The organism is Acidovorax sp., assembly GCF_046341535.1.
GTDB lineage: Bacteria > Pseudomonadota > Gammaproteobacteria > Burkholderiales > Burkholderiaceae_C > Acidovorax.
Map to the genome: position 1 here is coordinate 1 of NZ_JBKDRI010000199.1, position 21,749 is coordinate 21,749.

Genomic DNA, 21,749 nt, shown 5'->3' on the forward strand with positions numbered 1-21,749 from the left:
GATGCATTTGCCAGCGCTGCTGTTGGGGCGCCAGGCAAGGCGCGATGACGCGGCAGGCTCGTGCCTGCAAGGAGGAGCAACACCGCATGGCGCTCCAAAAGCGGTGCTGGCAAGTGCATAGCGCTGTCACCCCAAAGGTGAGGCTGCGAAAACAACGCAGGGCCCGAGTCCATGCGGTGTGCGCCAAGATTACAAGCGGTCAACTGCCGTTTTTAGGCTTAAACGACAGCGGTCGAGTAGCTCCCAACGTCGGGCCAGCGATGGCAAAGGTAGATCCAGGCGAACAGACCCACGCACATCATCAGCAAGGACGATAGCGCGAGCAACACTGTGGAATGCATGACCAGCGGTACCAGCGCACCGGCCACCAGTCCGTTGGCTGTGGAGCCGACAAAGGCTTGCATGGATGAAGCCATTCCCCGGCGCTCGGGATGCAGGTCCAGCACCAGCAGGGTGACCACCGGAACCATCAGCGCCCAACCCAATGCAAACACCGCAACGGGCGCCAGCGCCCACGTGGCGTGCGCCGGCAGCAGCAGGTTGGCAGCCAGGTTGCACACGGCCACGCTGGCCATGATGACGAAACCGTGGCGGATTTGACGCTTGGGCGCAATCTTGCCCGCCAGACGCCCGCTCAGCCACGCGCCACCCATGATGCCCGAGACGGTGATGACAAAGAACCAGAAAAACTGGGTCGGTGCCAGCCCGAGGTGGTTGCCCAGAAAGGCGGGTGCCGCCAGCACGTACAGGAACATGCCATTGAACGGCACCCCGCTGGCCAGCGTCAGCAGCACAAAGCGCGGGTTGGAGCCCAGTTGCCAGTAGCCGCGCATCAGATGCGGCACGTTGAAGGGCTGGCGTAGCTCGGGCTGCAGTGTTTCAGGCAGCAGCCGGAAATTTGCGATCCACAGGGCGACTCCCACCGCGGTAAGAAACCAGAAGATGCTGTGCCAGCCCGCATGCACAAACAGCCAGCCTCCCACGATGGGAGCAACCGCCGGAGCCACCCCGAAATAGATGGTGACCTGGCTCATGACCTGTTGAGCCCGTGCGGGTGGGAACATGTCGCGGATGATGGCCCGCGACACCACGATACCCGCACCGGTCGACAGACCCTGCATCGCCCTGAAGGCGATGAGCTGGCCGATCGTCTGCGACATGGCGCAGCCCGCCGAAGCCAGCGTGAACATGGCAAGTCCGCACAGCACCACCGGCCTGCGCCCGAAGCTGTCGGCCAGCGCACCATGAAAGAGACTCATGAATGCAAAGCCGAACAGGTAGGCCGACAGCGTTTGCTGCATCTCCACCGGCGTGGCGCCCAGTGACCTGGCAATGCCAGAAAACGCAGGAAGATAGGTATCGACGGAAAACGGGCCGAGCATGCCAAGAACCGCCAGCAGTGCAGCCAGGGCCCACTGGGGCGCGCGCCATAACGTCCGGGCGTGTGGGTTCATCGTGAAGCGGTCGGGCAGGGCGATGGCGTGGCGGTACAGCGGTGGGTCTGCATGGCAACCATGATGCTAAGCGTTGCACCGCACTGGCCATGCGGGTCCGCAGTCATGGACCATGCGATGACAACAGCCGAGCGCCCGGCACCCCTGCCAACGAACCACAAGCAAGGCCGCCACCAAAAGTGCAAAGCCCCGACATCTTTTCAGACGCCGGGGCTTCAGGTTTGGTGGGTCCTGAGTGACTCGAACACTCGACCTACGGATTAAGAGTCCGCTGCTCTACCAACTGAGCTAAGAACCCAAACTTTGATCGTACTGCGTTGCGGCAGAGCCTTGGATTATGCCGCAATTTTTGGATTGTTGGCAAGCCTGCACAAGGTTATTGCATCGCATTGCGGCTGGCCAGTTCCACAAAGAGGCCGCTGTGGTCCAGTTCGCCCAGGCCGTGCTCCACGCCTTCGGCGTACAGACGCTCAAACAACGCCGTGATCGGGGCGTCGAAGCCGATCTCGTGGGCCGTGGCCAGAGCGTTGCGCATGTCCTTGAGCTGCACGGTCATGCGGCCATGCGGCGCGAAATCTCGCTCCACCATGCGCTGGCCGTGCAACTGGAGAATCCGGCTGTCGGCAAAGCCACCGCTGATGGCCTCTCGCACCTTCGCCATGTCGGCCCCACCCTTGGCTGCAAAGAGCAGGGCTTCTGCCACAGCGCCGATGGTGATGCCCACAATCATCTGGTTGGCCAGCTTGGTGAGCTGGCCCGCGCCATGGGGGCCCACCAGCGTGGCCCTGCCAAAGGCCGCGAACACGGGCTGTGCGCGCGCAAAGTCTGCGGGACGCCCGCCCACCAGGATGGCCAGCGTGCCGTTCTCGGCGCCTACCGTGCCTCCGGACACCGGGGCGTCCAGGTGGGACAGGCCCATCTCACCAAGGCGCGCTGCGTGATCGCGTGCCTCACTGGGCTGGATGGATGCCATGTCGATGAAGAGCGCGCCGCGCCGCATCGCCTGGGCTGCGCCCAGCCCGAACAGCACATGGCCGACCACAGGGCCGTTTTCGAGCAGGCTCACCACGACGTCCGCATGGCGCACAGCGTCGGCCAAGCTGGCGTGGACATGGATGCCAAAGGCCCCCAGGGGCTCGGCCTTGGCGAGTGTGCGGTTCCATGCGTGGACTTCGTGACCTGCTTCCTGCAGCCGCAGTGCCATAGGCCGGCCCATCAGTCCAATACCCAGAACGGCGATGCGAAGCGGTGCTGTGGTCATGAGTCGTGATCTTTGTCTGTTGGCGATTTGTGAATCATGGGTGTTTTCAGGCCGGCAGTCTGTCACCGACCTTGCAGTGTCTGCCAAATACCAAGATGATGCCGCAGACACAGGAGTTATCGATGACCCTGCCCCTGCACGATCCCGCCTGGCTGGAGCGCATGTACAACAACCGTGCTCTGGTGCCTGACCATGCCGATTACCTGGACCGCTGGGCGCGCGAGTCGGCCGCCGTGCGTGCGGCGCAGCCGTGCGTGCTCAATGTGCCATACGGACCGGGCTTGGGGGAGACGCTGGATGTATTTCCCCCTGGCCGCGGAGCCGCGGGCGCGGCTCCGGTGCTTGTTTTCATCCATGGCGGCTACTGGCGATCGCTGGACAAGTCAGACCATTCGTTCGTGGCACCAGCCTTTACCCAGGCCGGTTTCTGCGTGGTGGTGGTGAACTACGCGCTGTGCCCCGGTACACCGCAAGCGCCGGTCACCGTGCCGCACATTGGTCGCCAAATGGAAACGGCGCTGGCCTGGGTGTGGCGCAACGCCGAAAGCCATGGAGGCGACCCGCGTCGCATCACGGTGGCTGGGCATTCGGCGGGTGGCCAGCTGGCCGCCATGCTCTTGACCAGCGTGTGGCCCATGATCGGGGCGGATCTGCCCGATGGCCTGGTGCGCAACGCGCTGTCCATCTCGGGGGTGCACGACCTGGAGCCACTGATGTACACCCCCTTTCTTCAGGCGGCGCTGCACCTCACAGAACAGCAGGTTCTGCAATGCAGCCCAGCCCGGCTGCTCGAGCCGCCTTCGGGCCAGTTGTTCTGTGCCGTTGGGGGCGACGAGAGCCCCGAATTCCAGCGGCAGAATCAGCTCATGCAGAACGCATGGGGTAGCCACTGTGTGCCGCGCAGCGTGGTGCTGCCGGGGCTGCATCATTTCAGCATTCTCGACGCGCTGGTACAGCCGGGGCACGACCTGCACCACATGGCGCTGAACCTGCTGCGCAGCTGAAGGCTCCAGCCTGCGGCGTCCGGCACCGCAGAGGCCATCACATCAGCAGGTGTTCGCCTGCGTTGTCGCCGCCCAGAATCACGTAGTTGACCTTGCGGATATCCATGAGCTTTTTGCCGCCGGCGTAGCTGATGGAGCTTTGCACGTCCTGCTCCATCTCCACCAGCGTGTTCGCCAGCTTGCCCTTGATGGGTTCCAGAATGCGCTTGCCTTCGACGTGCTTGTACTCGCCCTTGTTGAAGTCACTGGCTGAGCCGTAGTACTCCTTGAACAGCTCGCCGTCGACCTCTACCGTCCTGCCGGGCGACTCCTCGTGGCCAGCAAACAGCGCGCCGATCATCACCATGGTTGCGCCAAAGCGGATGCTCTTGGCAATGTCGCCATGGCTGCGGATGCCGCCATCGGCAATGATGGGTTTGGTGGCCACACGGGCACACCATTTGAGCGCGCTGAGCTGCCAGCCCCCCGTGCCAAAGCCGGTTTTGAGTTTGGTGATGCACACCTTGCCGGGGCCCACGCCCACCTTGGTCGCGTCTGCACCCCAGTTTTCCAGGTCGATGATGGCTTCTGGCGTGGCCACATTGCCGGCAATCACGAATGACTTGGGCAGCTGTTGTTTGAGGTAGCCGATCATGTTCTTCACGCTGTCGGCATGGCCATGGGCAATGTCGATGGTGATGTACTCGGGCGAGAGGCCCAGCGCGACCAACTGGTCCACGGTGTCGTAGTCCGGCTTTTTGACCCCCAGCGAGATCGATGCGTAGCAGCCCCGGGCATGCATGTCCTTGACGAACTGAACGTTGTCCAGATCGAATCGGTGCATCACGTAGAAGTAGCCGTTTTGCGCCAACCAGATGCAAATGGATTCGTCCACCACCGTTTTCATGTTGGCCGGTACCGCCGGGATGCGAAACGCGCGGCCGCCCAGCTCCACGCTGGCGTCGCATTCCGAGCGGCTTTCCACCCGGCACTTGCGCGGCAGCAGCAGGATGTTGTCGTAGTCGAAGATTTCCATGAGATTCCAAGCTCCCTCCAAGGACGCTACCGAACGATTTCGGTCGCGGCGGGCGCTTGGCTGTCAGACCGGCTTTGCAGGAGGCAACGTGAAATTGACTCCGGACCCTGCGGTGCGCAGGCACAAAAAACCGGGCGTCAAGAAACTTGGGCCCGGTGTCTGATTGTACCGACCTGCCGGGTCGGCGTCACAAGCGCTGCGGCATCAGCGGCATGCGGATTGGGCCGCCGCCACGGCTTGCCCCTGCGCGTTCTGCACCCAGCCCACCATGAACAGGCGCTCCGGTTTTGCGCCTTCAGGGATGCGCATGGCCCGCATCTCCATCCAGGGTGATTGCTTCTGTTTTGATTGCAAGTTTGCCTTTTCCCACGTGCCCTGGAGTCTGTTTCGCACCAGGTTGCGAGCGCTCGCAGTGCCCTCGGTGCCCGGTGCGATGGCTTCTACCAGCAGCAGGTGGTACTGCCAGGGGCCGCTGTTTTGCAAGCCTGCCTTCGGGGGCTGCCACGCAATCGATGCGCCCAGGTAGTCATTGACCGGCGGGCCACTGGCCACCCTCACGGTGCCCAACGGTGGAGCTGTCACTGCGGCGACATGTACGTCGGTGCCCGGCACAGGCGCACGGCCCAGGTCGGCCAGGCGCAGCAGCGCGTCGCGTATGGCTGCGGCCGACAGGGGGGCATCGTCACCGGCAGCGCCGGGAACGATCCAGTGCAGCGCGACGGTCCGCACACCATCGTTGGCCGCAGGCAAGGCGGGTGTGGACCAGCACTCGGCGCAGTCGGCGCTGATGAATCGCTCAAGAATCACCGCCGGCCGCGCGGCACCGTCGCTGCTGCAACCGGCCTGCGCCAGGGCATGGGGGGCATGGGCCAGCGCTGCGGCGGCGGTCAGTGTCAGGGCAATGTTTTTCATGGCGCAGTGGGCTGTTGCTGGGGTACTTTCTACAATGCTGCATGTTCCCACAAGACCCGTTTTCGGGTGCGCCGGATACCCCGGCGTCCCCTGCCGGTGGTGCGCCATCGGCCGCATCGCCCCTTCTGGCCCACCTCAACCCTGAACAGCTTGCTGCCGTCACGCTGCCTGCCGGGCACGCGCTCATTCTGGCGGGGGCGGGTTCGGGCAAGACCCGCGTGCTGACCACCCGCATCGCCTGGTTGCTGCAAAACGGCTATGCCACGCCGGGCGGCATTCTGGCGGTGACCTTCACCAACAAGGCTGCCAAGGAGATGGTGGCCCGCCTGTCGGCCATGCTGCCGGTGAATGTGCGCGGGATGTGGATCGGCACCTTCCACGGCCTGTGCAACCGTCTGCTGCGCGCGCATCACAAGGCGGCGGGGCTGCCGCAGGCGTTCCAAATTCTGGATACCCAGGATCAGCTCTCGGCCGTCAAGCGCCTGTGCAAGCAACACAACGTGGACGACGAGCGCTTTCCGCCCAAGCAGCTGGCCTACTTCATTGCCAGCTGCAAGGAAGAGGGCATGCGCCCCGCAGATGTGCCCGCGCACGACAGCGACAGCCGCAAGAAGGTCGAGATCTACCAGTTGTACGAGGATCAATGCCAGCGCGAAGGCGTGGTGGACTTTGGCGAGCTGATGCTGCGCAGCTACGAGCTGTTGCGGGACAACGACCCCATCCGCGAGCATTACCAGCGCCGCTTCGCGCACATCCTGGTGGACGAGTTCCAGGACACCAACAAGCTGCAGTACGCCTGGCTCAAGCAACTGGCGGGCAACGATGTGGGCGGGCGCTTTGAGGCGCGCGGCAGCGTGATTGCGGTGGGTGATGATGATCAGAGCATCTACGCCTTTCGCGGTGCGCGCGTGGGCAACATGGCCGACTTTGTGCGTGAGTTCGATGTGCGCCAGCAGATCAAGCTCGAGCAGAACTACCGCAGCTACAGCAACATCCTGGATTCGGCCAACGCCCTCATCAGCCACAACAGCCGCCGCCTGGGCAAGAACCTTCGCACCACCCAGGGCGCGGGTGAGCCAGTGCGCGTGTACGAAGCCAGCTCGGACCTGGCCGAGGCGCAGTGGATGGTGGACGAGATCAAACAACTGGTGAGAAGCGACGGCTTTGAGCGCAAGGAAGTCGCCGTGCTCTACCGCAGCAACGCGCAAAGCCGGGTGATCGAATCGGCGTTGTTCAACGCCAGCGTGCCCTACCGCGTGTATGGCGGCCTGCGGTTTTTTGAGCGCGCCGAAATCAAGCACGCGCTGGCCTACCTGCGCCTGTTGGAGAACCCCAACGACGACACCAGCTTCTTGCGGGTGGTCAACTTCCCGCCGCGCGGCATCGGTGCGCGCAGCATCGAGGTGTTGCAGGACGCGGCCCGCACCGCCGGTTGCTCGCTGCACGATGCGGTGAGCGCCGTCCCCGGCAAGGCGGGCACCAATTTCAAGGCCTTTGTGGCCAGGATCGACGTGCTGCGCGAGCAGACCGAAGGCCTGAACCTGCGCGGCATCATCGAGCAGATGCTCGAATCCAGCGGCTTGATTGAGCACTTCCGGCTCGAAAAAGAGGGCACCGACCGCATCGAGAACCTCGAAGAACTGGTCAACGCCGCCGAGAGTTTTGTCACCCAGGAAGGCTTTGGCCGCGATGCGGTGGCCCTGCCGCTGGATGAGCATGGCACGCCGCTCTCCCAGAGCGCGGTCAGCCAGGGTCTGGACCCCGACGCCCCGTTGCTGGATGAACCCCTACAACCTGCCGTGGCCGGTATCGTGGATGCCGACACAGGCGAGACGCTCTCACCCCTGGCTGCCTTCCTGACCCACGCCGCGCTGGAGGCCGGCGACAACCAGGCGCAGGCCGGGCAAGACGCCGTGCAGCTCATGACCGTGCATGCCAGCAAGGGGCTGGAGTTTGACGCCGTGTTCATCGGCGGCATGGAGGAAGGCCTGTTTCCGCACGAGAACTCCGCCAGCGACCGCGATGGTCTGGAGGAAGAGCGCCGCCTGATGTACGTGGCCATCACCCGCGCACGCAAGCGCCTGTACCTGAGCCATTCGCAAACCCGCATGCTGCACGGCCAGACGCGCTACAACATCAAGAGCCGTTTTTTTGACGAACTGCCCGAGGCCGCGCTCAAGTGGATCACGCCCAGGCAGCAGGGCTTTGGCAATGTTGCTCCTAATGTAGGAGCATTCAGACCATACGGGGCAAGCGCAAGTGGCAATTTTGGTATCAAATCTGAGATGTTTGCCAGCCCGCCAGTGCCGGTGCAGAAGGCCACCCCTTCGCACGGCTTGCGCGCCGGGCTCGCGGTGTTCCACACCAAGTTTGGCGAGGGCAAGGTGCTGGCCATCGAAGGCACGGGCGACGATGCGCGGGCGCAGGTGAACTTTCCGCGCCATGGCACCAAGTGGCTGGCGCTGAGCGTGGCCAAACTGACGGTAGTGGAGTGAGCGCTGGCCCATGAGCTTGCCACCGGCCCTGTCGTGGCGCACCCAGTGGGGGGAGTACCGCAGACCCTGGAAACTGGTCACTCTGGCGTTGGGCATCGCCTTGCTGCTGCTGGGGGCCGAGTTCACGCCCGCCCCCGACTGGGACTACCCGATCAGCTTCATCATGGCGCTGCTGGCCTATGCCACGGCCCCCTGGAGCCTGCGCGTGCTCATGCTCCGGCAGTGGCGCCTGCTTGCGCTGGCTGCGTTCCTCACATGGTTCACGGTCGATGGTTGTTACGCCATCTATTGGTACCTGAAGGATCCGGCAGTCCTGGGGCTGATGCGCGACGTGAACTTTCCAGCGTCGCTTTCGCTGTACGGCATGTGCGGGCTGGGGTGGTGGTTCCAGGGCACGGTGCGGCAGGCCTGGCAGATGCTCCGAAGCCTGCCTGATCGCGTGGATGGCAGGGTGGGCAAAGGCTGAGCATGGCAGGCCGCGCCGGGTGGACGCGACAGGGTGCGAGCTGGTGGGTGTGTCACTCAATCGCCATCAAACGTTCATGGGTGTGTCATCTGCGGTTTTTACGCTCATCCGGTTTTGCAACCCACAACCCAAGGACCTCCGATGAATCACCGCGCAGATACCCCCGAGCTGGCTATCGACTTCAACAACGAGAACTCCAACCCCTCTGCCAACCCCACGTTTGACGCCGTGCTGGGCGCCCGTCTTTCGCGCCGCGGCCTGCTGCGTGGCGGGGTGGGATCCGTGGGCACCGCCATGCTGGCTGGTTTCGGCGTGTCGGCCTGTGGCGGTAGCAATGACTCTGCCGTGACGCCACCACCGGCGGCCCCCAAGCTCCTGGACTTTGGTGCCGTGCCCAAAAGCCTGGCCGACACGTTGCTGGTGCCCGCTGGCTATACCGCCAGCGTGCTGTTTGCGCTGGGCGACCCGCTGGCGGCAGGCGTGGCCGCCTACAAGAACGACGGCACCGACTCCGACTTTGACAAGCGTGCAGGCGACCACCACGACGGCATGGAATGGTTTGGCCTGGGTGGTGACGGCAAACGCAACGACAACGCCACCGAGCGCGGCCTGCTGGCCATCAACCACGAAGCGACGACCGACGAAAAGCTCTCGTCGTTCTTCCTGCATGCCAACGGCGGCACCAGCACACTGCCGCGTCCCGCCGCCGAAGTGGACAAGGAAACCGACATCCACGGGATTGCCGTGATCGAAGTGGCCAAGGCCGGCGGCAAGTGGGCCTATGTGCCCAGCTCGGCACAGAACTTCCGCCTGACCTCGCTCACCCCCATCGAGATTGCCGGCCCCGCCCGTGGCAGCGCACAGGTGGTGACCAAGTACTCAGCCAACGGCACCATGACTCGCGGCACGCTCAACAACTGCGGCACCGGCAAGACGCCCTGGGGCACGTTCCTCACCGGCGAAGAAAACTGGTTTGGCTACTTCACCCGCAGCGCCACCGATGACGCAGCCCGCGGCAACGACAAGACCGTGACCGCGCTCAAGCGCTATGGCCGCAACCAGGGTGCCGCGTCGCGCCACGGCTGGGAAACCGGCGGTGCCGAAGACAAGTACCAGCGCTGGAACATCAGCAAAACCGGCACATCGGCCAACGGCAGCGATGACTACCGTAACGAGATGAACGGCATGGGCTACATCGTAGAGATCGACGCCTATGACAAGTCCCGCGTGGCCAAAAAGCGCACCGGCCTGGGCCGCTTTGCGCACGAGAGCGCCGCATTTGGCAAGGTGGAGGCGGGCAAGCCCGTCACCGTGTACATGGGAGATGACTCACGGGGCGAGTACATCTACAAGTTCGTATCCACCGCGCTGTGGAATGCCGCTGACGCCAGCGCTGCCGACCGACTGGCGGTGGGCGACAAGTACCTCGACAGCGGCAAGCTGTACGTGGCCAAATTCAACGCCGACGGCACGGGCACCTGGGTGGAGTTGGCTTTGACGAATGCCGCCATCGCCAGCTATGCGGCCTACAAGTTTGAGGACGTGGCCGACATCTGCATCAACACCCGCCTTGCGGCAGACGCCGTGGGTGCCACAAAGATGGACCGCCCCGAATGGAACGCGGTGAACCCCGCCAACGGCGAGATCTACTTCACGCTGACCAACAACAGCAACCGCAGCATCAATCCCACCGGCAGCCAGTACGTGCCCGATGCCGCCAATCCGCGTGCCTATACCGATATGAAGGGCACCACGGCCCAAAACGGCAACCCCAATGGCCACCTGGTGCGCATGAAAGAAGAAGCCGCCGTGACTGGGTTTACCTGGGATGTGTACCTGTTCGGCGCCGAGGCGGGTTCTGATAAGGCCATGGTCAACCTGTCGTCGCTGACGGCCGACCAGGATTTCTCCAGCCCCGATGGTCTGGTCTTCAGCAAGGCCACGGGCATCTGCTGGATCCAGACGGACGATGGCGCCTACACCGATGTGACCAACTGCATGATGCTGGCCGCAGTGCCCGGGCAGGTGGGCGATGGCAGCCGGAAGACGCTGACCTACACCAAGGCCGACGGCAGCAAGATGGATGTGGTAACCCCTGTGGGCAAGGCAGCCACCGAGACCACGCTCAAGCGCTTTCTGGTGGGCCCCAAGGGCTGCGAAATTACAGGCCTGGCCGAAACGCCCGACGGCAAGACCATCTTCGTGAACATCCAGCACCCCGGTGAGACCACTGCCATGGCGGACGTGGGCGACCCTGCCAAGTACACCAGCCAGTGGCCTTCCAATGCGGGCTACGGCGCAGGCAAGCGACCCCGGTCGGCCACCATCGTCATCACCAAAAACGATGGCGGCGTGATCGGCAGCTAAGGCACCGAAAATTCAGGCGACGCGCGCTGGCAGTCATGCCGCGCGCGCAAGCAAGCGATCAAGCAAGCAGCCTGGCTGCCCTGACGGGGCAGCCAGGCTGTTTTATTGATTCTGCTTGAGTCAGTTGGAGTCGGAGGGCGGAGGTCCCGGCTCATCACCCGTCTGCGGTTCTGGCGCGGGCGAAGGGGGCAGGGGCGCATCAAAGCAATCGCGGAACGTGAACACCACCGAGGTGAAGAACATCGCAGCCAGGATCAGCGCCGCACCCACCATGATGCCGCCCGCTACGCTGGCATCCAGCCCGGCCAGCGTCAAAAACGTGGACACCAGCGCCACTGCCACGCCGCCCACCAGGAACACGCCCAGCCAGCCCAGCCCGTACACGGTGAATGCGCCCATGTTGCGCACGCACGCCACCCCGCTGAAGAACAAGGCCTTGACCGGCGGCACCCCGTGCCAGTGCACCAGGCCGGGGGCATGCCAAAAGAGCAGCGACAGCGGCAGGTACAGCGCCATCGCCAGGTACATGGCGCGCTGAAATGCCGGGTCCTGGGCGACTTCCTTGGTCAGCGGCGCCCCAGCCAAATACACCTGCGCAAACTGCCCCCCATCGAGCAGGGCCGACAAGCCCATCACCGCCAGAAAGCCCACCGCATACAGCGCGCCCAGCACCAACATGTCGCGCAGGCGCTGCTTGCCCGTGCGAAAGGCCACCAGCAGCACGGTAGGCATGGGAAATCGACCCTGGGTGGCCTCGGCCGCCGCCACCATCATGGCCAGCGTGGCCGAAGGCAGCAGTGCCAGGGCTACCGCAGGGCCCACCAGCGGGATCATGGTGGCCAGGGACATCGCCGCCATGGTCATGAAAAAAAGCGCCACCAGCGCCAGCGGCTGCCGCCAAAACGCCTGGATACCCAGCTTGACCCAGGCCATGCCGGTGCGTGCGGGAACGATGTGCAGTTTCATTGAATGCGATCAGAAAAGGGGGCGGGGTGCAGGTCGGCGATTGCGGCGCTGTGTGGCGCGATGTTCGGGAATTTACCCCACCGTCCTCATCTGGTCACTGGAAGGGGAAAGCAGCATCCCGCGCACCGGCGTTCGCCACTCCCGAAGATGCCGCCGGCCTCCGTTGGGCGGCAGGCATACAGAGCCACTACGGTCGTGGTTTCAGCCCACGTGAACGGGCCGGGCAATGCGGCCCCGCAGCACGCGCTCAAAATGCGTAGGGTCGTGCGGTTTGAGCATCGACGCCTCGCGCGGCAGGTAAAAGTCCCACAGGCGCGAGATCCAAAAGCGCAGGGCGCCAGCGCGCAGCATGCCGGACAGCAGCTCGCGCTCGGCGGCAGTCAGGGGGCGCACGGCCTGGTAGGCCTGGAGCATCTGCGCTGCGCGATCGGCGTCGTGCTGGCCCGTGGGCAGGTCGATGCACCAGTCGTTCAGGCACACGGCCAGGTCGAACAACAAGGTGTCCACGCCAGCAAAGTAGAAGTCAAAAAAGCCGGTCAGCTCCTCGCCATCGAACATCACGTTGTCGCGAAACAGGTCGGCATGCACCGGGCCGCGGGGCAGGGCCGCATAGGCGGCGGTGGCCGCCAGATGGTTCTGGTAGGCCAGCTCGGCGCGCAACAGCGCGGCCTGTTCCGGGTCGATGTGCGGCAGTACCAGGGGAACAGTGTCGTTCCACCAGGGCAGGCCGCGCAGGTTGGGTTGGCGGCGTTCAAAGTCGCGCCCGGCCAGGTGCATGCGCGCCAGCATGTTGCCCACCGCAGCGCAGTGCGCCGCCTGCGGGGCCAGCTGGCTCTTGCCGCGCAACTTGTTGACCACGGCCGCAGGTTTGCCACACACGGTGTGCAGGATGTCGCCATGGGCGTCAGCGCGCGGGTCGGGCACAGGGATGCCGCCATGCGCCAGGTGCTTCATCAGGTGCAGGTAAAACGGCAGCTGCTCGGCGGTGAGGCGCTCAAACAGCGTAAGCACGAATTCGCCCTGCTCGCTGGTCAGAAAGTAGTTGGTGTTCTCGATGCCACCCTCGATGCCGCGCAGCGCCACCAGCTCGCCCAGTTGCAAACGGCGCAGCAGTTTGCGCGCTTCTTCGCTCGAGACTTCGGTAAAGACAGCCATTGCTTACGGGGTCTGGAAAATGGGAAAAAGGCGCGTCGCAGCTCGGCAAAGTGCAGGGGGCCCTGCATGCAGGGCCTGCGGCGCAGGCGCTTTGCTGCCTGTTAGAACTTGAGCACGTTCCACACGCGTGGAGCCGTATTGGTTTCGGCGCCATTGCGGGCACCAGCGCGGCTGCGGGCGCCATCGGGCGACTGCACTTCGTAGCTGGGCATGTCGCCAGACTTGGGCTGCACCGAGATGCTCTGCGTCTGGCCGCCCACGCGCACTTCGTCCACGCGGCTGCCTGCGTCTTCCACCTGGATGCGCTGCGTGCGCTGATTCAGGCGGCCGGGCGATTGCTCCGGGGTCGCTAGCGGATCGCGCCCGCCAGAGTTGCCCTGGGAGGCATCGGGAGCAGTATTTTGAGCAAAGGCACAGGCGCTGGACAGGGCCAGCAGCAAAAGGGTGTGAGCGACGCGCATGGGCCCGATTGTAGGCGGCGTGCCCGGGCCCAGGCGCCTCGCGCATGCCCCGGTGCGGGCTACTTTGCCTGCGCGGCCTCAAGGTCCACCGCCTTTTGTACCGCCTGGTAGAAGGCCTCGCGTGCCTGGCGGGCGGCGGGATCGCTTGCGCCGCCCGCCCAGTTGGCGTTGGAGACAATCACCAGCTTGCGTTGCGGGTCGATGAAGATGCCCTGGCCGAAGATACCGCGCGCGGCAACGCTGCCGTCGTCGTACGTCCACCACTGGTAGCCATAGCCACGGCCCGGCTGGCCAATGTCGGCGCGCTTGCTTGTGGCCTGCTCAAGCCAGCCCTCGGGCACGGTGCGCTTGCCGCCCGCCAGTGCACCGTCCAGGATGAACAGGCCGAAGCGGGCATAGTCGCGCGCAGCCGCCTGGATGCAGCAGCCGCTGATCTCCTGGCCGGTCTTGTTCAGGATCCAGGTGGCCTTTTGCTCCATGCCAGCGGGCTTCCAGATCTTTTCTTCCAGGTACTGCGACAGCGGCTTGCCGGTGGCCTGGCTCACCAGGATGCCCACCAGATTCGTCTCGCCCGTGCTGTACAGCCAGCGCTCGCCCGCAGGGGCCTCTCGCGGCAACTTGCGCAGGTAGCTCACCAGCGCATCCACGCCCGGCTCGTCGGGCGTCTGGCGGTTGAACTGCGCCACATCGGATGCCGGATCGCTGTAGTTTTCGTTCCAGCGCACGCCCGATGTCATGGTGAGCAGTTGGCGCACACTCACATCGTCATAGGCAGACCCCTTCATGTGCGGAATGTAGGCACTGACCTTGTCATCCATACTTTTGATGTGGCCGTCTTGCAGCGCTGCGCCCACCAGGACAGAGGTGAATGACTTGGCCACCGAAAAGCTGGTCCACCGCCCGTTGGCGTCAAAACCCAGGCCGTAGCGTTCCAGGCGCAGCTTGCCGTGGTGCACGATCAGCAGTGCGCTGCTGCGCTGCTCGGCCATGTAGGCGTCGATATCGGGCAGGCGGGGCAGCGGTGCGCCAACGGGCAGCGGACGCGGTGTGCTGGCGGGCTCCACCACGCGCCACTTGGCCAGCAGCGCAATGCGGTCCAGCGCACGGAACGCGGCGTCGCGCTGTGGCACGCTCCAGAACAGCAGGTCGCGGTTGGTAGGCACGGTCTTGAGCAGGCCGCGGGTTTCCTTGTCCAGGCTGAACCAGCCCACAGCACCCGCAACCGCCAGGGCCAGCAGCGCGCCCAGCCCGAATTTTTTGACAGACTTGTTCAACACATCACTCCTTGCGCCAACCCGAACAGCAGCGATTGGAACCCAAGCGGCTGCGGCAGGGCAGGCGGGCTAACCCCGTCCCCCGGTGCGACCCCGTATGCGCATGGCCGCGCTGTCTCTGTGCACAATCGACTGCATGAGCGATAAAAAGACCCTTTTGCTGGTGGACGGCTCCAGCTACCTGTACCGCGCCTACCATGCCATGCCCGACCTGCGGGCCGTGCCGGGCGACCCCACCAGCCCAGCCACGGGCGCCATCCGCGGCATCATCAACATGATGCAGGCGCTGCGCAAAGAGGTGCGTGCCGACTACGCGGCCTGCGTTTTTGATGCCTCCGGCCCCACCTTCCGCGACGCGATCTACCCCGACTACAAGGCCCACCGCGCGCCCATGCCCGACGACCTGCGCGCGCAGATCGACCCCATCCACGACGTGGTGCGCCTGTTGGGCTGGTCCGTGCTGGCCATCACCGGCGTCGAGGCGGACGACGTGATCGGCACCCTGGCGGTGACGGCTGCCCAGCAGGGCATCGAGGTGGTGGTGTCCAGTGGCGACAAGGACCTGAGCCAACTGGTGGACGAGCACATCACCATCATCGACACCATGAACGGCAAGCGCCGCGATGTGGCCGGCGTGACCGCCGAGTTTGGCGTGCCCCCCCGACTGATGGTGGATTTTCAGACCCTGGTGGGTGACGCGGTGGACAACGTGCCCGGAGTGCCCAAGGTAGGCCCCAAGACCGCCGCCAAGTGGCTCATGGAATACGGCTCGCTCGACGCACTGATGGAGCGCGCGGGCGAGATCAAAGGCGTGGCGGGCGAGAACCTGCGCAGCACCCTGCAATGGCTGCCCACGGGCCGCCAGCTTGTCACCATCAAGACTGACTGCGACCTGGCCGAACACGTGCCGGGCTTGCCCGCACTGGATACGGTTGCCATCGGCGAACCGCAGACGGACGCCCTGCGCACCTTTTATGAAAAATACGGTTTCAAGGGCCTGGCCCGCGCCCTGGGTGGCCAAACGCCTGCCGCTGCACCCACTTCCACCGTGGCCCTGCCGGGCCACAGCGGCGACCTGTTTGCCGACCACTCGGCCAGCAGCGTTGCGCAGCAAGCCCAGGAACGCACTGTGGTGTACGACACCATCCTGAATTGGGCCGACTTTGACCAGTGGCTGGAGCGCCTGCAGCAAGCCCCTTTGGTGGCGCTGGACACCGAGACCGACTCGCTCGACGAAATGCGCGCGCAGATCGTCGGCATCAGCTTCAGCGTGCAGCCCGGCGAGGCGGCCTACATCCCCCTGCGCCACGAAGGCCCTGACGCGCCCGCGCAATTGCCGCTGGATGCGGTGCTTGCCCGCCTCAAGCCCTGGCTGCAAGACCCCAGGCACCCCAAGCTGGGCCAGCACATCAAGTACGACCGCCATGTGTTTGCCAACCACGGCATCGAAGTGCAGGGCTACGCGCACGACACCATGCTGCAAAGCTACGTGCTTGAAGTGCACAAGCCCCACAACCTGACCAGCCTGGCCGAGCGCCACACCGGCCGCAAGGGCATCAGCTACGAAGACCTGTGTGGCAAGGGCGCGCACCAGATCTCCTTTGCCCAGGTGCCTGTGGACAAAGCCGCTGCCTATTCGTGCGAAGACTCCGACCAGACTCTGGACGTGCACAACGCCCTGTGGCCCCTGCTGCAGGCCGATGACAAGCTGCGTTTCATCTACCAACTGGAAATGGAAAGCAGCGAGGCCCTGTACCGCATCGAGCGCAACGGCGTGCTGATTGATGCGCCCACGCTGGCCGCACAAAGCCACGAGCTGGGCCAGCGCATCCTGCAGCTTGAAACCGAGGCCTATGAGATTGCCGGCCAGCCCTTCAACCTGAGCAGCCCCAAGCAGCTCGGCGAAATCTTCTTCGACAAGCTGGGCATGCCCGTGGTCAAGAAAACCGCCACCGGCGCCCGCAGCACCGACGAAGAAGTGCTGGAAAAGCTGGCCGAGGACTACCCCCTGCCCGCCAAGCTGCTGGAGCACCGGTCCTTGAGCAAGCTCAAAGGCACCTACACCGACAAGCTGGCCCAGCTCGCCCTGCCGCGCACCGGGCGCGTGCACACCCACTACGCGCAGGCCGTGGCGGTGACCGGGCGGCTGTCCAGCAACGACCCCAATCTGCAGAACATCCCTATCCGCACGGCGGAAGGCCGCCGCGTGCGCGAGGCCTTTGTTGCCCCCGCAGGCCGGGTGATTGCGAGTGCCGACTACTCCCAGATCGAGCTACGCATCATGGCCCACCTGAGTGGCGACCACTCGCTGCTGCACGCCTTCCACGCCGGGCTGGACGTACACCGCGCCACCGCCGCCGAAGTGTTTGGTGTGGAGGTCGCGCAGGTCACCAGCGAGCAACGCCGCTACGCCAAGGTCATCAACTTTGGCCTCATCTACGGCATGAGCAGTTTTGGCCTAGCCAAAAACTTAGGCATCGAGACAAAGGCCGCCGCCGCCTACATCGACAAGTACTTTCAGCGCTACCCCGGCGTGAAGCAGTACATGGACGACACCAAGGCCGCCGCCAAGTCCATGGGCTATGTCGAAACCGTGTTCGGCCGCCGCCTTTACCTGCCCGAAATCAACTCCCCCAACGGCCCCCGCCGCGCCGGTGCCGAACGCGCGGCCATCAACGCGCCGATGCAGGGCACTGCCGCCGACCTCATCAAGCTGGCCATGGTGGCCGTGCAAAAAGAGCTAGACGCGCGCAAGCCCAGCATCCAGATGATCATGCAGGTGCACGACGAACTGGTGTTCGAGTTACCCGAAAGCGAAGTGGACTGGCTCAAGACCCACATCCCGCGCCTGATGGCGGAGGTGGCGGCGCTGAAGGTGCCGTTGCTGGCAGAGGTGGGAGTGGGGGCTAATTGGGATAGGGCGCATTGAGGCATGGAGTCGCCAAGCAGAAACTGCACCCTTTGAATCCACGTGCAGGCTGACGATCAATCTCGCGCGTCCAGGTCACGAAATCTTGTTACCGTCGGTGTCGTTCAAGAAGTGCACCCGATTCCATTCGATTGCACGTCTACTCCAATGGGCCTCAATGTCCTGCGTGAAGTCCGCGCGAACGAGTTTCGCTCTGCAGTCACACCACCGTCCAGATTCTCGGCGAATGATCAAGCCTTCAAGGGGACCCTCCCGATAGTGGCTGGGGCGCGTGGCCACTAGCTTTTCCAGGGAGACGACTGTGTGCCGCCCGCACGCGACCTGAGGAGGCGTAGCCAGCCCCGCCGACTTTGCCAGCGCATTACGGCGTGCACTACTCCAAAAACGACCAGCGCCCCGGTCATACACATCAAATAGTAAGAACCAATCGGGCAGTCCCGGATAGTCCAGCGTATGGCGTGCGGCACACCACTCGCCAAACACAATGATGTGGGGGGTCAGAACGCTGCGCACCGCTTCGCCATGCAGGGCCAGCCATGAGGGTAAGCGGGCGAACTGTCCGGAGTGCGGCTCTGCCAAATACTGGCCACGGTTTTGGGCGCGTAGGGTATTGTTTGTGGCAAGAGAAAGGCCCAGGTTGGCCCCATCTAGCTTTTCCTCCACCACCACGTCGCTCGCCAATAAAGCTTGCACCTCAGTAGGTGAGAGTACCTTGTCATCGCGCGGAGTGTTCTTACCCAGCCAAGCCAAGTGCGGGGTGTGCGGGAAGCGAAAAAAGTCATCATCCATGGCACTCAGCCCGGCAACTGGGGCGCGGGCTTGTCGGGGAATTTCTTTTGGTAAACCGTGCAGACTTCTGGGCACAGGAAATCGACCTCAACACCCTTGGCTCTCAGGGCTGGCCACCATTCCAACCATTTGCAGTCCGCAGCTTGCCAAACTGTGGGTTTTTCGGGGTGGGCGTGGGCCACGGCGGCGAACTTGCGATCCGATGGGTCAAATAGTTGCGCCAACGCAGGATCGGGGAATTCAGCAAAGTTGTTTTCTTCCGTCTCGTTCAGCGTAACCTGCTCTACCTTGGGTGTTCCGCTGTGCTGAAGCATCCACTTCAAAAATTTATCTCCGACCCCTTTCGCGGGCCTCAGGCTAGTTTTGCGATGGTACTCACCCACAATGCGGTAGCCATCGTCGATGACGACAACGCCTGATCGTTGAAGCAATTGCAGTCGCGTCACGCAAGCAATGACACAGTCCTCAGATACTTGGTCATGCTGGTTATTGGCGACCAAGAGTACGTTGGTATCGATTACTGCTTTCATTGCACGCTGCCTTGTTGCATTAGCTCCTTTTTCTTTTGCATCGCCGCTAGGGCTCGGCCCGCGATATCCGCCATCTCATCACCAAAGAAGTGTTCTGGCCAGTTCTCAATCTCGCCGAACATGTTCAACCTCAGTGGCTCTAGTTCGGTAGCCGATCCGGCACGACGGCAGAAGTACACTGCCACGTCTGTCGGCTTGATCATTCCTTCGGCTACTCGCCGCTGCAAGCGGTTTAGAAAGTGCTCCGAGTGACTTTCTACAATCAACTGCACGTCTCGCGGCTTTCCATCCTCACGGGCTTGGGTCGCTGAAATGAAGACGTCGGCCAACTCAGCCTGAACTTGCGGATGCAAGTGAATCTCAGGTTGTTCCATCCATACGGTGGAATGCGGTGGGCAGTAGAAGGCCTGCACCAACGCTGGCAGCACTTGAGAGATGCCAAAACCCACATCGGTGATCTTTACCTCAGAGGCTTTGTTGTGGGTCTTTACTAGCACCTCGTACTCTTTGCGCCCCACAGCCACGGGTCTGACAGCAAAGTCGTCAATGACACCGAGATCTTTGAGCCATGCCGCTATGAACTCCGCAAAGCCTTTGGTGTGATGTCCAGACTGGCGATTGAGACGGCGGCCCTCACCTTGTGCTGCGAGAATCGCTGCCACGGCGTACTCACCCAGTTGCCCCACGCTGGCTGGCGTGTCACCTGACCACTGATAGATGCGTTGGGGATGGCTGCGCAACGGTCCCAAATAGGAGATTCGCTCCAGCATACTCTCAGCGGCCAACGCGAAATCAGCTAGAAAGCCAGCGTTCTTGTACCTTGCCATACTGGTGTCTGACAGTCGATAGAACTTCTCGGGCTCCTCCAAAGGCCATTTTCGACCGTCGGCCATCTTGAAACCATATTGAGTTGACGTTAGGTTGAGCTTGCGCCTGTCGTCGCGCTCAAGACTAACGTCAATCACCTCTCTGTCGCCAGACGACAGCGCATAGTGCAATGCCTGAACTTCTGGTTGCTGCGCTTTGTTTGCCACCATGCTCACATCCAACCGCATGCGGTCCCCTTGGAAGCGGGAATCGGGTTGCAAGGGGTCGCGGACATCCAAACCCTTTGGCAAGATCCAACCCAGCTCAAATGACAGGGCCTGTTTTGCATCATGGCCATGTAGGCAATCTGTGAAAGTTCCCAAATCGATGAGAGACGAGGTATCGCCCAGGTGTAGAGCGCGCTTGCGGTCGGTCGAGCGCGCCGTTTGCTGCAACGCTAGCAGGAGGTGGCCGAGACTACTTTTGCCCGCACTGTTAGCCCCGAAGAGCACGGTAAGCGGTGCCAATCGAATTGGCCCTGTATCTTTCCAGGCTTTAAAGTTCTTGATGTGTAGGTGAGTAAGCATCTGTCTGATCTCCGTCATTCGCCGGAAAAAATGGTTTCATGGTTGCGGACTTTGTGGCCTTAGTGCGCAGGTAACGATGCCAGTTTATAGGGGGCTAGCCGGAGGCGGTGACTGTCTTCGTCGTGCATTGCTTTCGGCCTCCCCCTGAACTTATTGAAGCCGCTGTGTGTGCCGTCGGACGCCCGAAGCCGATGTATTCGAACTATTCAATACCCGTAGCTGGAAAAGTCCAATGGCGGAGTCCGCGATTGAATTCTCGGAGCACCCCCTAGGCGGGACATTCGTCCAGCGCAGCGGCGAACAAATCGCATCGCTAAACTCATCCGACAACGGCTGGCAGTTTCGCCACTTTCCCCCCATTTTCCTGGAGCCCCCATGTCCACCCCCACCCCCTACACCCCCCCCGCCATCTGGCAATGGAACAAAGAAAACGGCGGCCAGTTTGCCAGCATCAATCGGCCCATTGCCGGGGCTACGCACGATAAGGAACTGCCTGTGGGCCACCACCCGCTGCAGCTGTATTCGCTGGGCACGCCCAACGGCGTGAAGGTGACCGTGATGCTGGAAGAGCTGCTGGCGCTGGGCCACAGCGGGGCGGAGTACGACGCGTGGCTGATCCGCATCAATGAGGGCGAGCAGTTTGGCAGCGGGTTTGTGGCGGTAAACCCCAACTCCAAGATCCCGGCCCTGCTGGACCGCACCGACCCGGCCAATCCGGTGCGGGTGTTCGAGTCCGGCGCCATCCTGATGTACCTGGCCGAGAAGTTTGGCAGCGCCTTCTTGCCCACCCAGGGCGCGGCGCGGGCCGAGTGCCTGTCGTGGCTGTTTTGGCAGATGGGCAGTGCGCCGTTTGTAGGGGGCGGGTTTGGGCATTTTTATGCCTATGCGCCGGCCAAGATCGAGTACGCGATTGACCGCTATGCGATGGAGGCCAAGCGCCAGTTGGATGTGTTGAACCAGCGCCTGGCCGTGACCGAGTATGTGGCGGGCGATGACTACACGGTGGCCGATATCGCTATCTGGCCCTGGTATGGCCTGCTGGTCAAAGGCCAAGCCTACAACGCGGACGAGTTTTTGCAGGTGCACGAGTACACCCATGTGGTGCGCTGGGCCGAGCAGGTGGCCAAGCGCCCGGCGGTGCAGCGGGGGCGCAAGGTCAACCGTGTTCAGGGCGATCCGGGCAGCCAGCTGCGCGAGCGGCATGAGGCCAGCGACTTTGACACCAAGACGCAGGACAAGATCGAGGCTGCTGCTGCTTCGTCGCCAGCCACCTGACT

The 21,749-nt window shown here is 63.3% G+C and carries 17 protein-coding genes and 1 tRNA gene; 6 read left to right on the forward strand and 12 right to left on the reverse strand.

From position 1 onward, the window contains the following. Nucleotides 1–218: 218 nt before the first annotated feature. From ACK543_RS14700 to ACK543_RS14710, 3 genes are all read right to left on the reverse strand, one after another. Entirely contained in the window at nt 219–1,454 is a 1,236-nt protein-coding gene (locus tag ACK543_RS14700; RefSeq protein WP_409943575.1) for a multidrug effflux MFS transporter, read from the reverse strand. Between the two features lie 222 nt (nt 1,455–1,676). Then, nucleotides 1,677–1,752, reverse strand: a tRNA-Lys gene (locus ACK543_RS14705). Nucleotides 1,753–1,830: 78 nt separating this feature from the next. Further along, nucleotides 1,831–2,826 (reverse strand): NAD(P)-dependent oxidoreductase, encoded by a 996-nt coding sequence (locus ACK543_RS14710; RefSeq protein ID WP_409943576.1) that lies wholly within the window; start codon nt 2,824–2,826, stop codon nt 1,831–1,833. Nucleotides 2,827–2,837: 11 nt separating this feature from the next. On the opposite strand from ACK543_RS14710, the gene ACK543_RS14715 reads away from it, so the two are divergent. After that, nucleotides 2,838–3,719 carry an alpha/beta hydrolase gene (locus tag ACK543_RS14715; RefSeq protein ID WP_409943577.1) on the forward strand — a complete coding sequence of 294 codons (882 nt, stop codon included), beginning with the start codon at nt 2,838–2,840 and terminating at the stop codon, nt 3,717–3,719. Nucleotides 3,720–3,756: 37 nt separating this feature from the next. Here ACK543_RS14715 and ACK543_RS14720 read toward each other — a convergent pair whose 3' ends face one another. Together ACK543_RS14720 and ACK543_RS14725 are read right to left on the reverse strand one after the other, a co-directional pair. After that, the gene (locus tag ACK543_RS14720) at nt 3,757–4,734 is read right to left on the reverse strand and encodes a GMP reductase (protein ID WP_409943578.1); all 978 of its coding nucleotides are present in this window, start codon (nt 4,732–4,734) and stop codon (nt 3,757–3,759) included. 204 nt (nt 4,735–4,938) lie between these two features. Then, nucleotides 4,939–5,646: a hypothetical protein gene (locus ACK543_RS14725; RefSeq protein ID WP_409943579.1), complete on the reverse strand. Its 708-nt coding sequence runs from the start codon at nt 5,644–5,646 to the stop codon at nt 4,939–4,941. A 41-nt stretch (nt 5,647–5,687) separates the two neighbouring features. Between ACK543_RS14725 and ACK543_RS14730 the strand changes: the two genes are divergently transcribed. The 3 genes from ACK543_RS14730 (at nt 5,688) to ACK543_RS14740 (ending at nt 10,974) form a co-directional block, all read left to right on the forward strand. Next, the gene (locus ACK543_RS14730; RefSeq protein ID WP_409943580.1) at nt 5,688–8,141 is read left to right on the forward strand and encodes a UvrD-helicase domain-containing protein; all 2,454 of its coding nucleotides are present in this window, start codon (nt 5,688–5,690) and stop codon (nt 8,139–8,141) included. 10 nt (nt 8,142–8,151) lie between these two features. Further along, nucleotides 8,152–8,607, forward strand: a complete 456-nt coding sequence (locus ACK543_RS14735; protein WP_409943581.1) for a hypothetical protein — start codon at nt 8,152–8,154, stop codon at nt 8,605–8,607. Nucleotides 8,608–8,748: 141 nt separating this feature from the next. Beyond that, a complete protein-coding gene (locus ACK543_RS14740) occupies nt 8,749–10,974 on the forward strand; it encodes a PhoX family protein (RefSeq protein WP_409943582.1) in 2,226 nt (741 codons plus the stop codon). A 120-nt stretch (nt 10,975–11,094) separates the two neighbouring features. Here the strand turns inward: ACK543_RS14740 and ACK543_RS14745 are convergent, their stop codons facing one another. The 4 genes from ACK543_RS14745 to ACK543_RS14760 form a co-directional block, all read right to left on the reverse strand. Continuing rightward, a complete protein-coding gene (locus ACK543_RS14745; protein ID WP_409943583.1) occupies nt 11,095–11,940 on the reverse strand; it encodes a BPSS1780 family membrane protein in 846 nt (281 codons plus the stop codon). A gap of 201 nt (nt 11,941–12,141) precedes the next feature. Beyond that, entirely contained in the window at nt 12,142–13,095 is a 954-nt protein-coding gene (locus ACK543_RS14750; RefSeq protein WP_409943584.1) for a homoserine kinase, read from the reverse strand. Between the two features lie 101 nt (nt 13,096–13,196). Then, the gene (locus ACK543_RS14755) at nt 13,197–13,556 is read right to left on the reverse strand and encodes a hypothetical protein (protein WP_409943585.1); all 360 of its coding nucleotides are present in this window, start codon (nt 13,554–13,556) and stop codon (nt 13,197–13,199) included. A 59-nt stretch (nt 13,557–13,615) separates the two neighbouring features. Beyond that, nucleotides 13,616–14,830 carry a serine hydrolase domain-containing protein gene (locus ACK543_RS14760; RefSeq protein ID WP_409943586.1) on the reverse strand — a complete coding sequence of 405 codons (1,215 nt, stop codon included), beginning with the start codon at nt 14,828–14,830 and terminating at the stop codon, nt 13,616–13,618. Between the two features lie 136 nt (nt 14,831–14,966). Between ACK543_RS14760 and polA the strand changes: the two genes are divergently transcribed. After that, nucleotides 14,967–17,759, forward strand: coding sequence for a DNA polymerase I (gene polA / locus ACK543_RS14765; protein ID WP_409943587.1), 2,793 nt, complete (start codon nt 14,967–14,969; stop codon nt 17,757–17,759). Between the two features lie 75 nt (nt 17,760–17,834). Here polA and ACK543_RS14770 read toward each other — a convergent pair whose 3' ends face one another. From ACK543_RS14770 to ACK543_RS14780, 3 genes are read right to left on the reverse strand one after another with little or no spacing between them, the layout of a single operon-like run. Then, nucleotides 17,835–18,548, reverse strand: a complete 714-nt coding sequence (locus ACK543_RS14770) for an RNA ligase family protein (protein WP_409943588.1) — start codon at nt 18,546–18,548, stop codon at nt 17,835–17,837. Between the two features lie 5 nt (nt 18,549–18,553). Further along, nucleotides 18,554–19,078: a hypothetical protein gene (locus ACK543_RS14775; protein ID WP_409943589.1), complete on the reverse strand. Its 525-nt coding sequence runs from the start codon at nt 19,076–19,078 to the stop codon at nt 18,554–18,556. Continuing rightward, a complete protein-coding gene (locus ACK543_RS14780; protein WP_409943590.1) occupies nt 19,075–20,490 on the reverse strand; it encodes a DUF3696 domain-containing protein in 1,416 nt (471 codons plus the stop codon). The genes ACK543_RS14775 and ACK543_RS14780 overlap by 4 nt, the downstream gene beginning before the upstream one ends. Before the next feature lie 357 nt (nt 20,491–20,847). Here ACK543_RS14780 and yghU point away from each other — a divergent pair, with 357 nt between their 5' ends. After that, nucleotides 20,848–21,747 carry a glutathione-dependent disulfide-bond oxidoreductase gene (yghU, locus tag ACK543_RS14785; protein WP_409943591.1) on the forward strand — a complete coding sequence of 300 codons (900 nt, stop codon included), beginning with the start codon at nt 20,848–20,850 and terminating at the stop codon, nt 21,745–21,747. The last annotated feature ends 2 nt before the right edge of the window (nt 21,748–21,749 follow it).

Coding starts and splice junctions, on each gene's coding strand:
- ACK543_RS14700 (WP_409943575.1), bottom strand. CDS start 1,454: ATGAACCCACACGCCCGGACGTTATGGCGCGCGCCCCAGTGGGCCCTG.
- ACK543_RS14715 (WP_409943577.1), top strand. CDS start 2,838: ATGACCCTGCCCCTGCACGATCCCGCCTGGCTGGAGCGCATGTACAAC.
- ACK543_RS14720 (WP_409943578.1), bottom strand. CDS start 4,734: ATGGAAATCTTCGACTACGACAACATCCTGCTGCTGCCGCGCAAGTGC.
- ACK543_RS14725 (WP_409943579.1), bottom strand. CDS start 5,646: ATGAAAAACATTGCCCTGACACTGACCGCCGCCGCAGCGCTGGCCCAT.
- ACK543_RS14730 (WP_409943580.1), top strand. CDS start 5,688: ATGTTCCCACAAGACCCGTTTTCGGGTGCGCCGGATACCCCGGCGTCC.
- ACK543_RS14735 (WP_409943581.1), top strand. CDS start 8,152: ATGAGCTTGCCACCGGCCCTGTCGTGGCGCACCCAGTGGGGGGAGTAC.
- ACK543_RS14740 (WP_409943582.1), top strand. CDS start 8,749: ATGAATCACCGCGCAGATACCCCCGAGCTGGCTATCGACTTCAACAAC.
- ACK543_RS14745 (WP_409943583.1), bottom strand. CDS start 11,940: ATGAAACTGCACATCGTTCCCGCACGCACCGGCATGGCCTGGGTCAAG.
- ACK543_RS14750 (WP_409943584.1), bottom strand. CDS start 13,095: ATGGCTGTCTTTACCGAAGTCTCGAGCGAAGAAGCGCGCAAACTGCTG.
- ACK543_RS14755 (WP_409943585.1), bottom strand. CDS start 13,556: ATGCGCGTCGCTCACACCCTTTTGCTGCTGGCCCTGTCCAGCGCCTGT.
- polA (WP_409943587.1), top strand. CDS start 14,967: ATGAGCGATAAAAAGACCCTTTTGCTGGTGGACGGCTCCAGCTACCTG.
- ACK543_RS14770 (WP_409943588.1), bottom strand. CDS start 18,548: ATGGATGATGACTTTTTTCGCTTCCCGCACACCCCGCACTTGGCTTGG.
- ACK543_RS14775 (WP_409943589.1), bottom strand. CDS start 19,078: ATGAAAGCAGTAATCGATACCAACGTACTCTTGGTCGCCAATAACCAG.
- ACK543_RS14780 (WP_409943590.1), bottom strand. CDS start 20,490: ATGACGGAGATCAGACAGATGCTTACTCACCTACACATCAAGAACTTT.
- yghU (WP_409943591.1), top strand. CDS start 20,848: ATGTCCACCCCCACCCCCTACACCCCCCCCGCCATCTGGCAATGGAAC.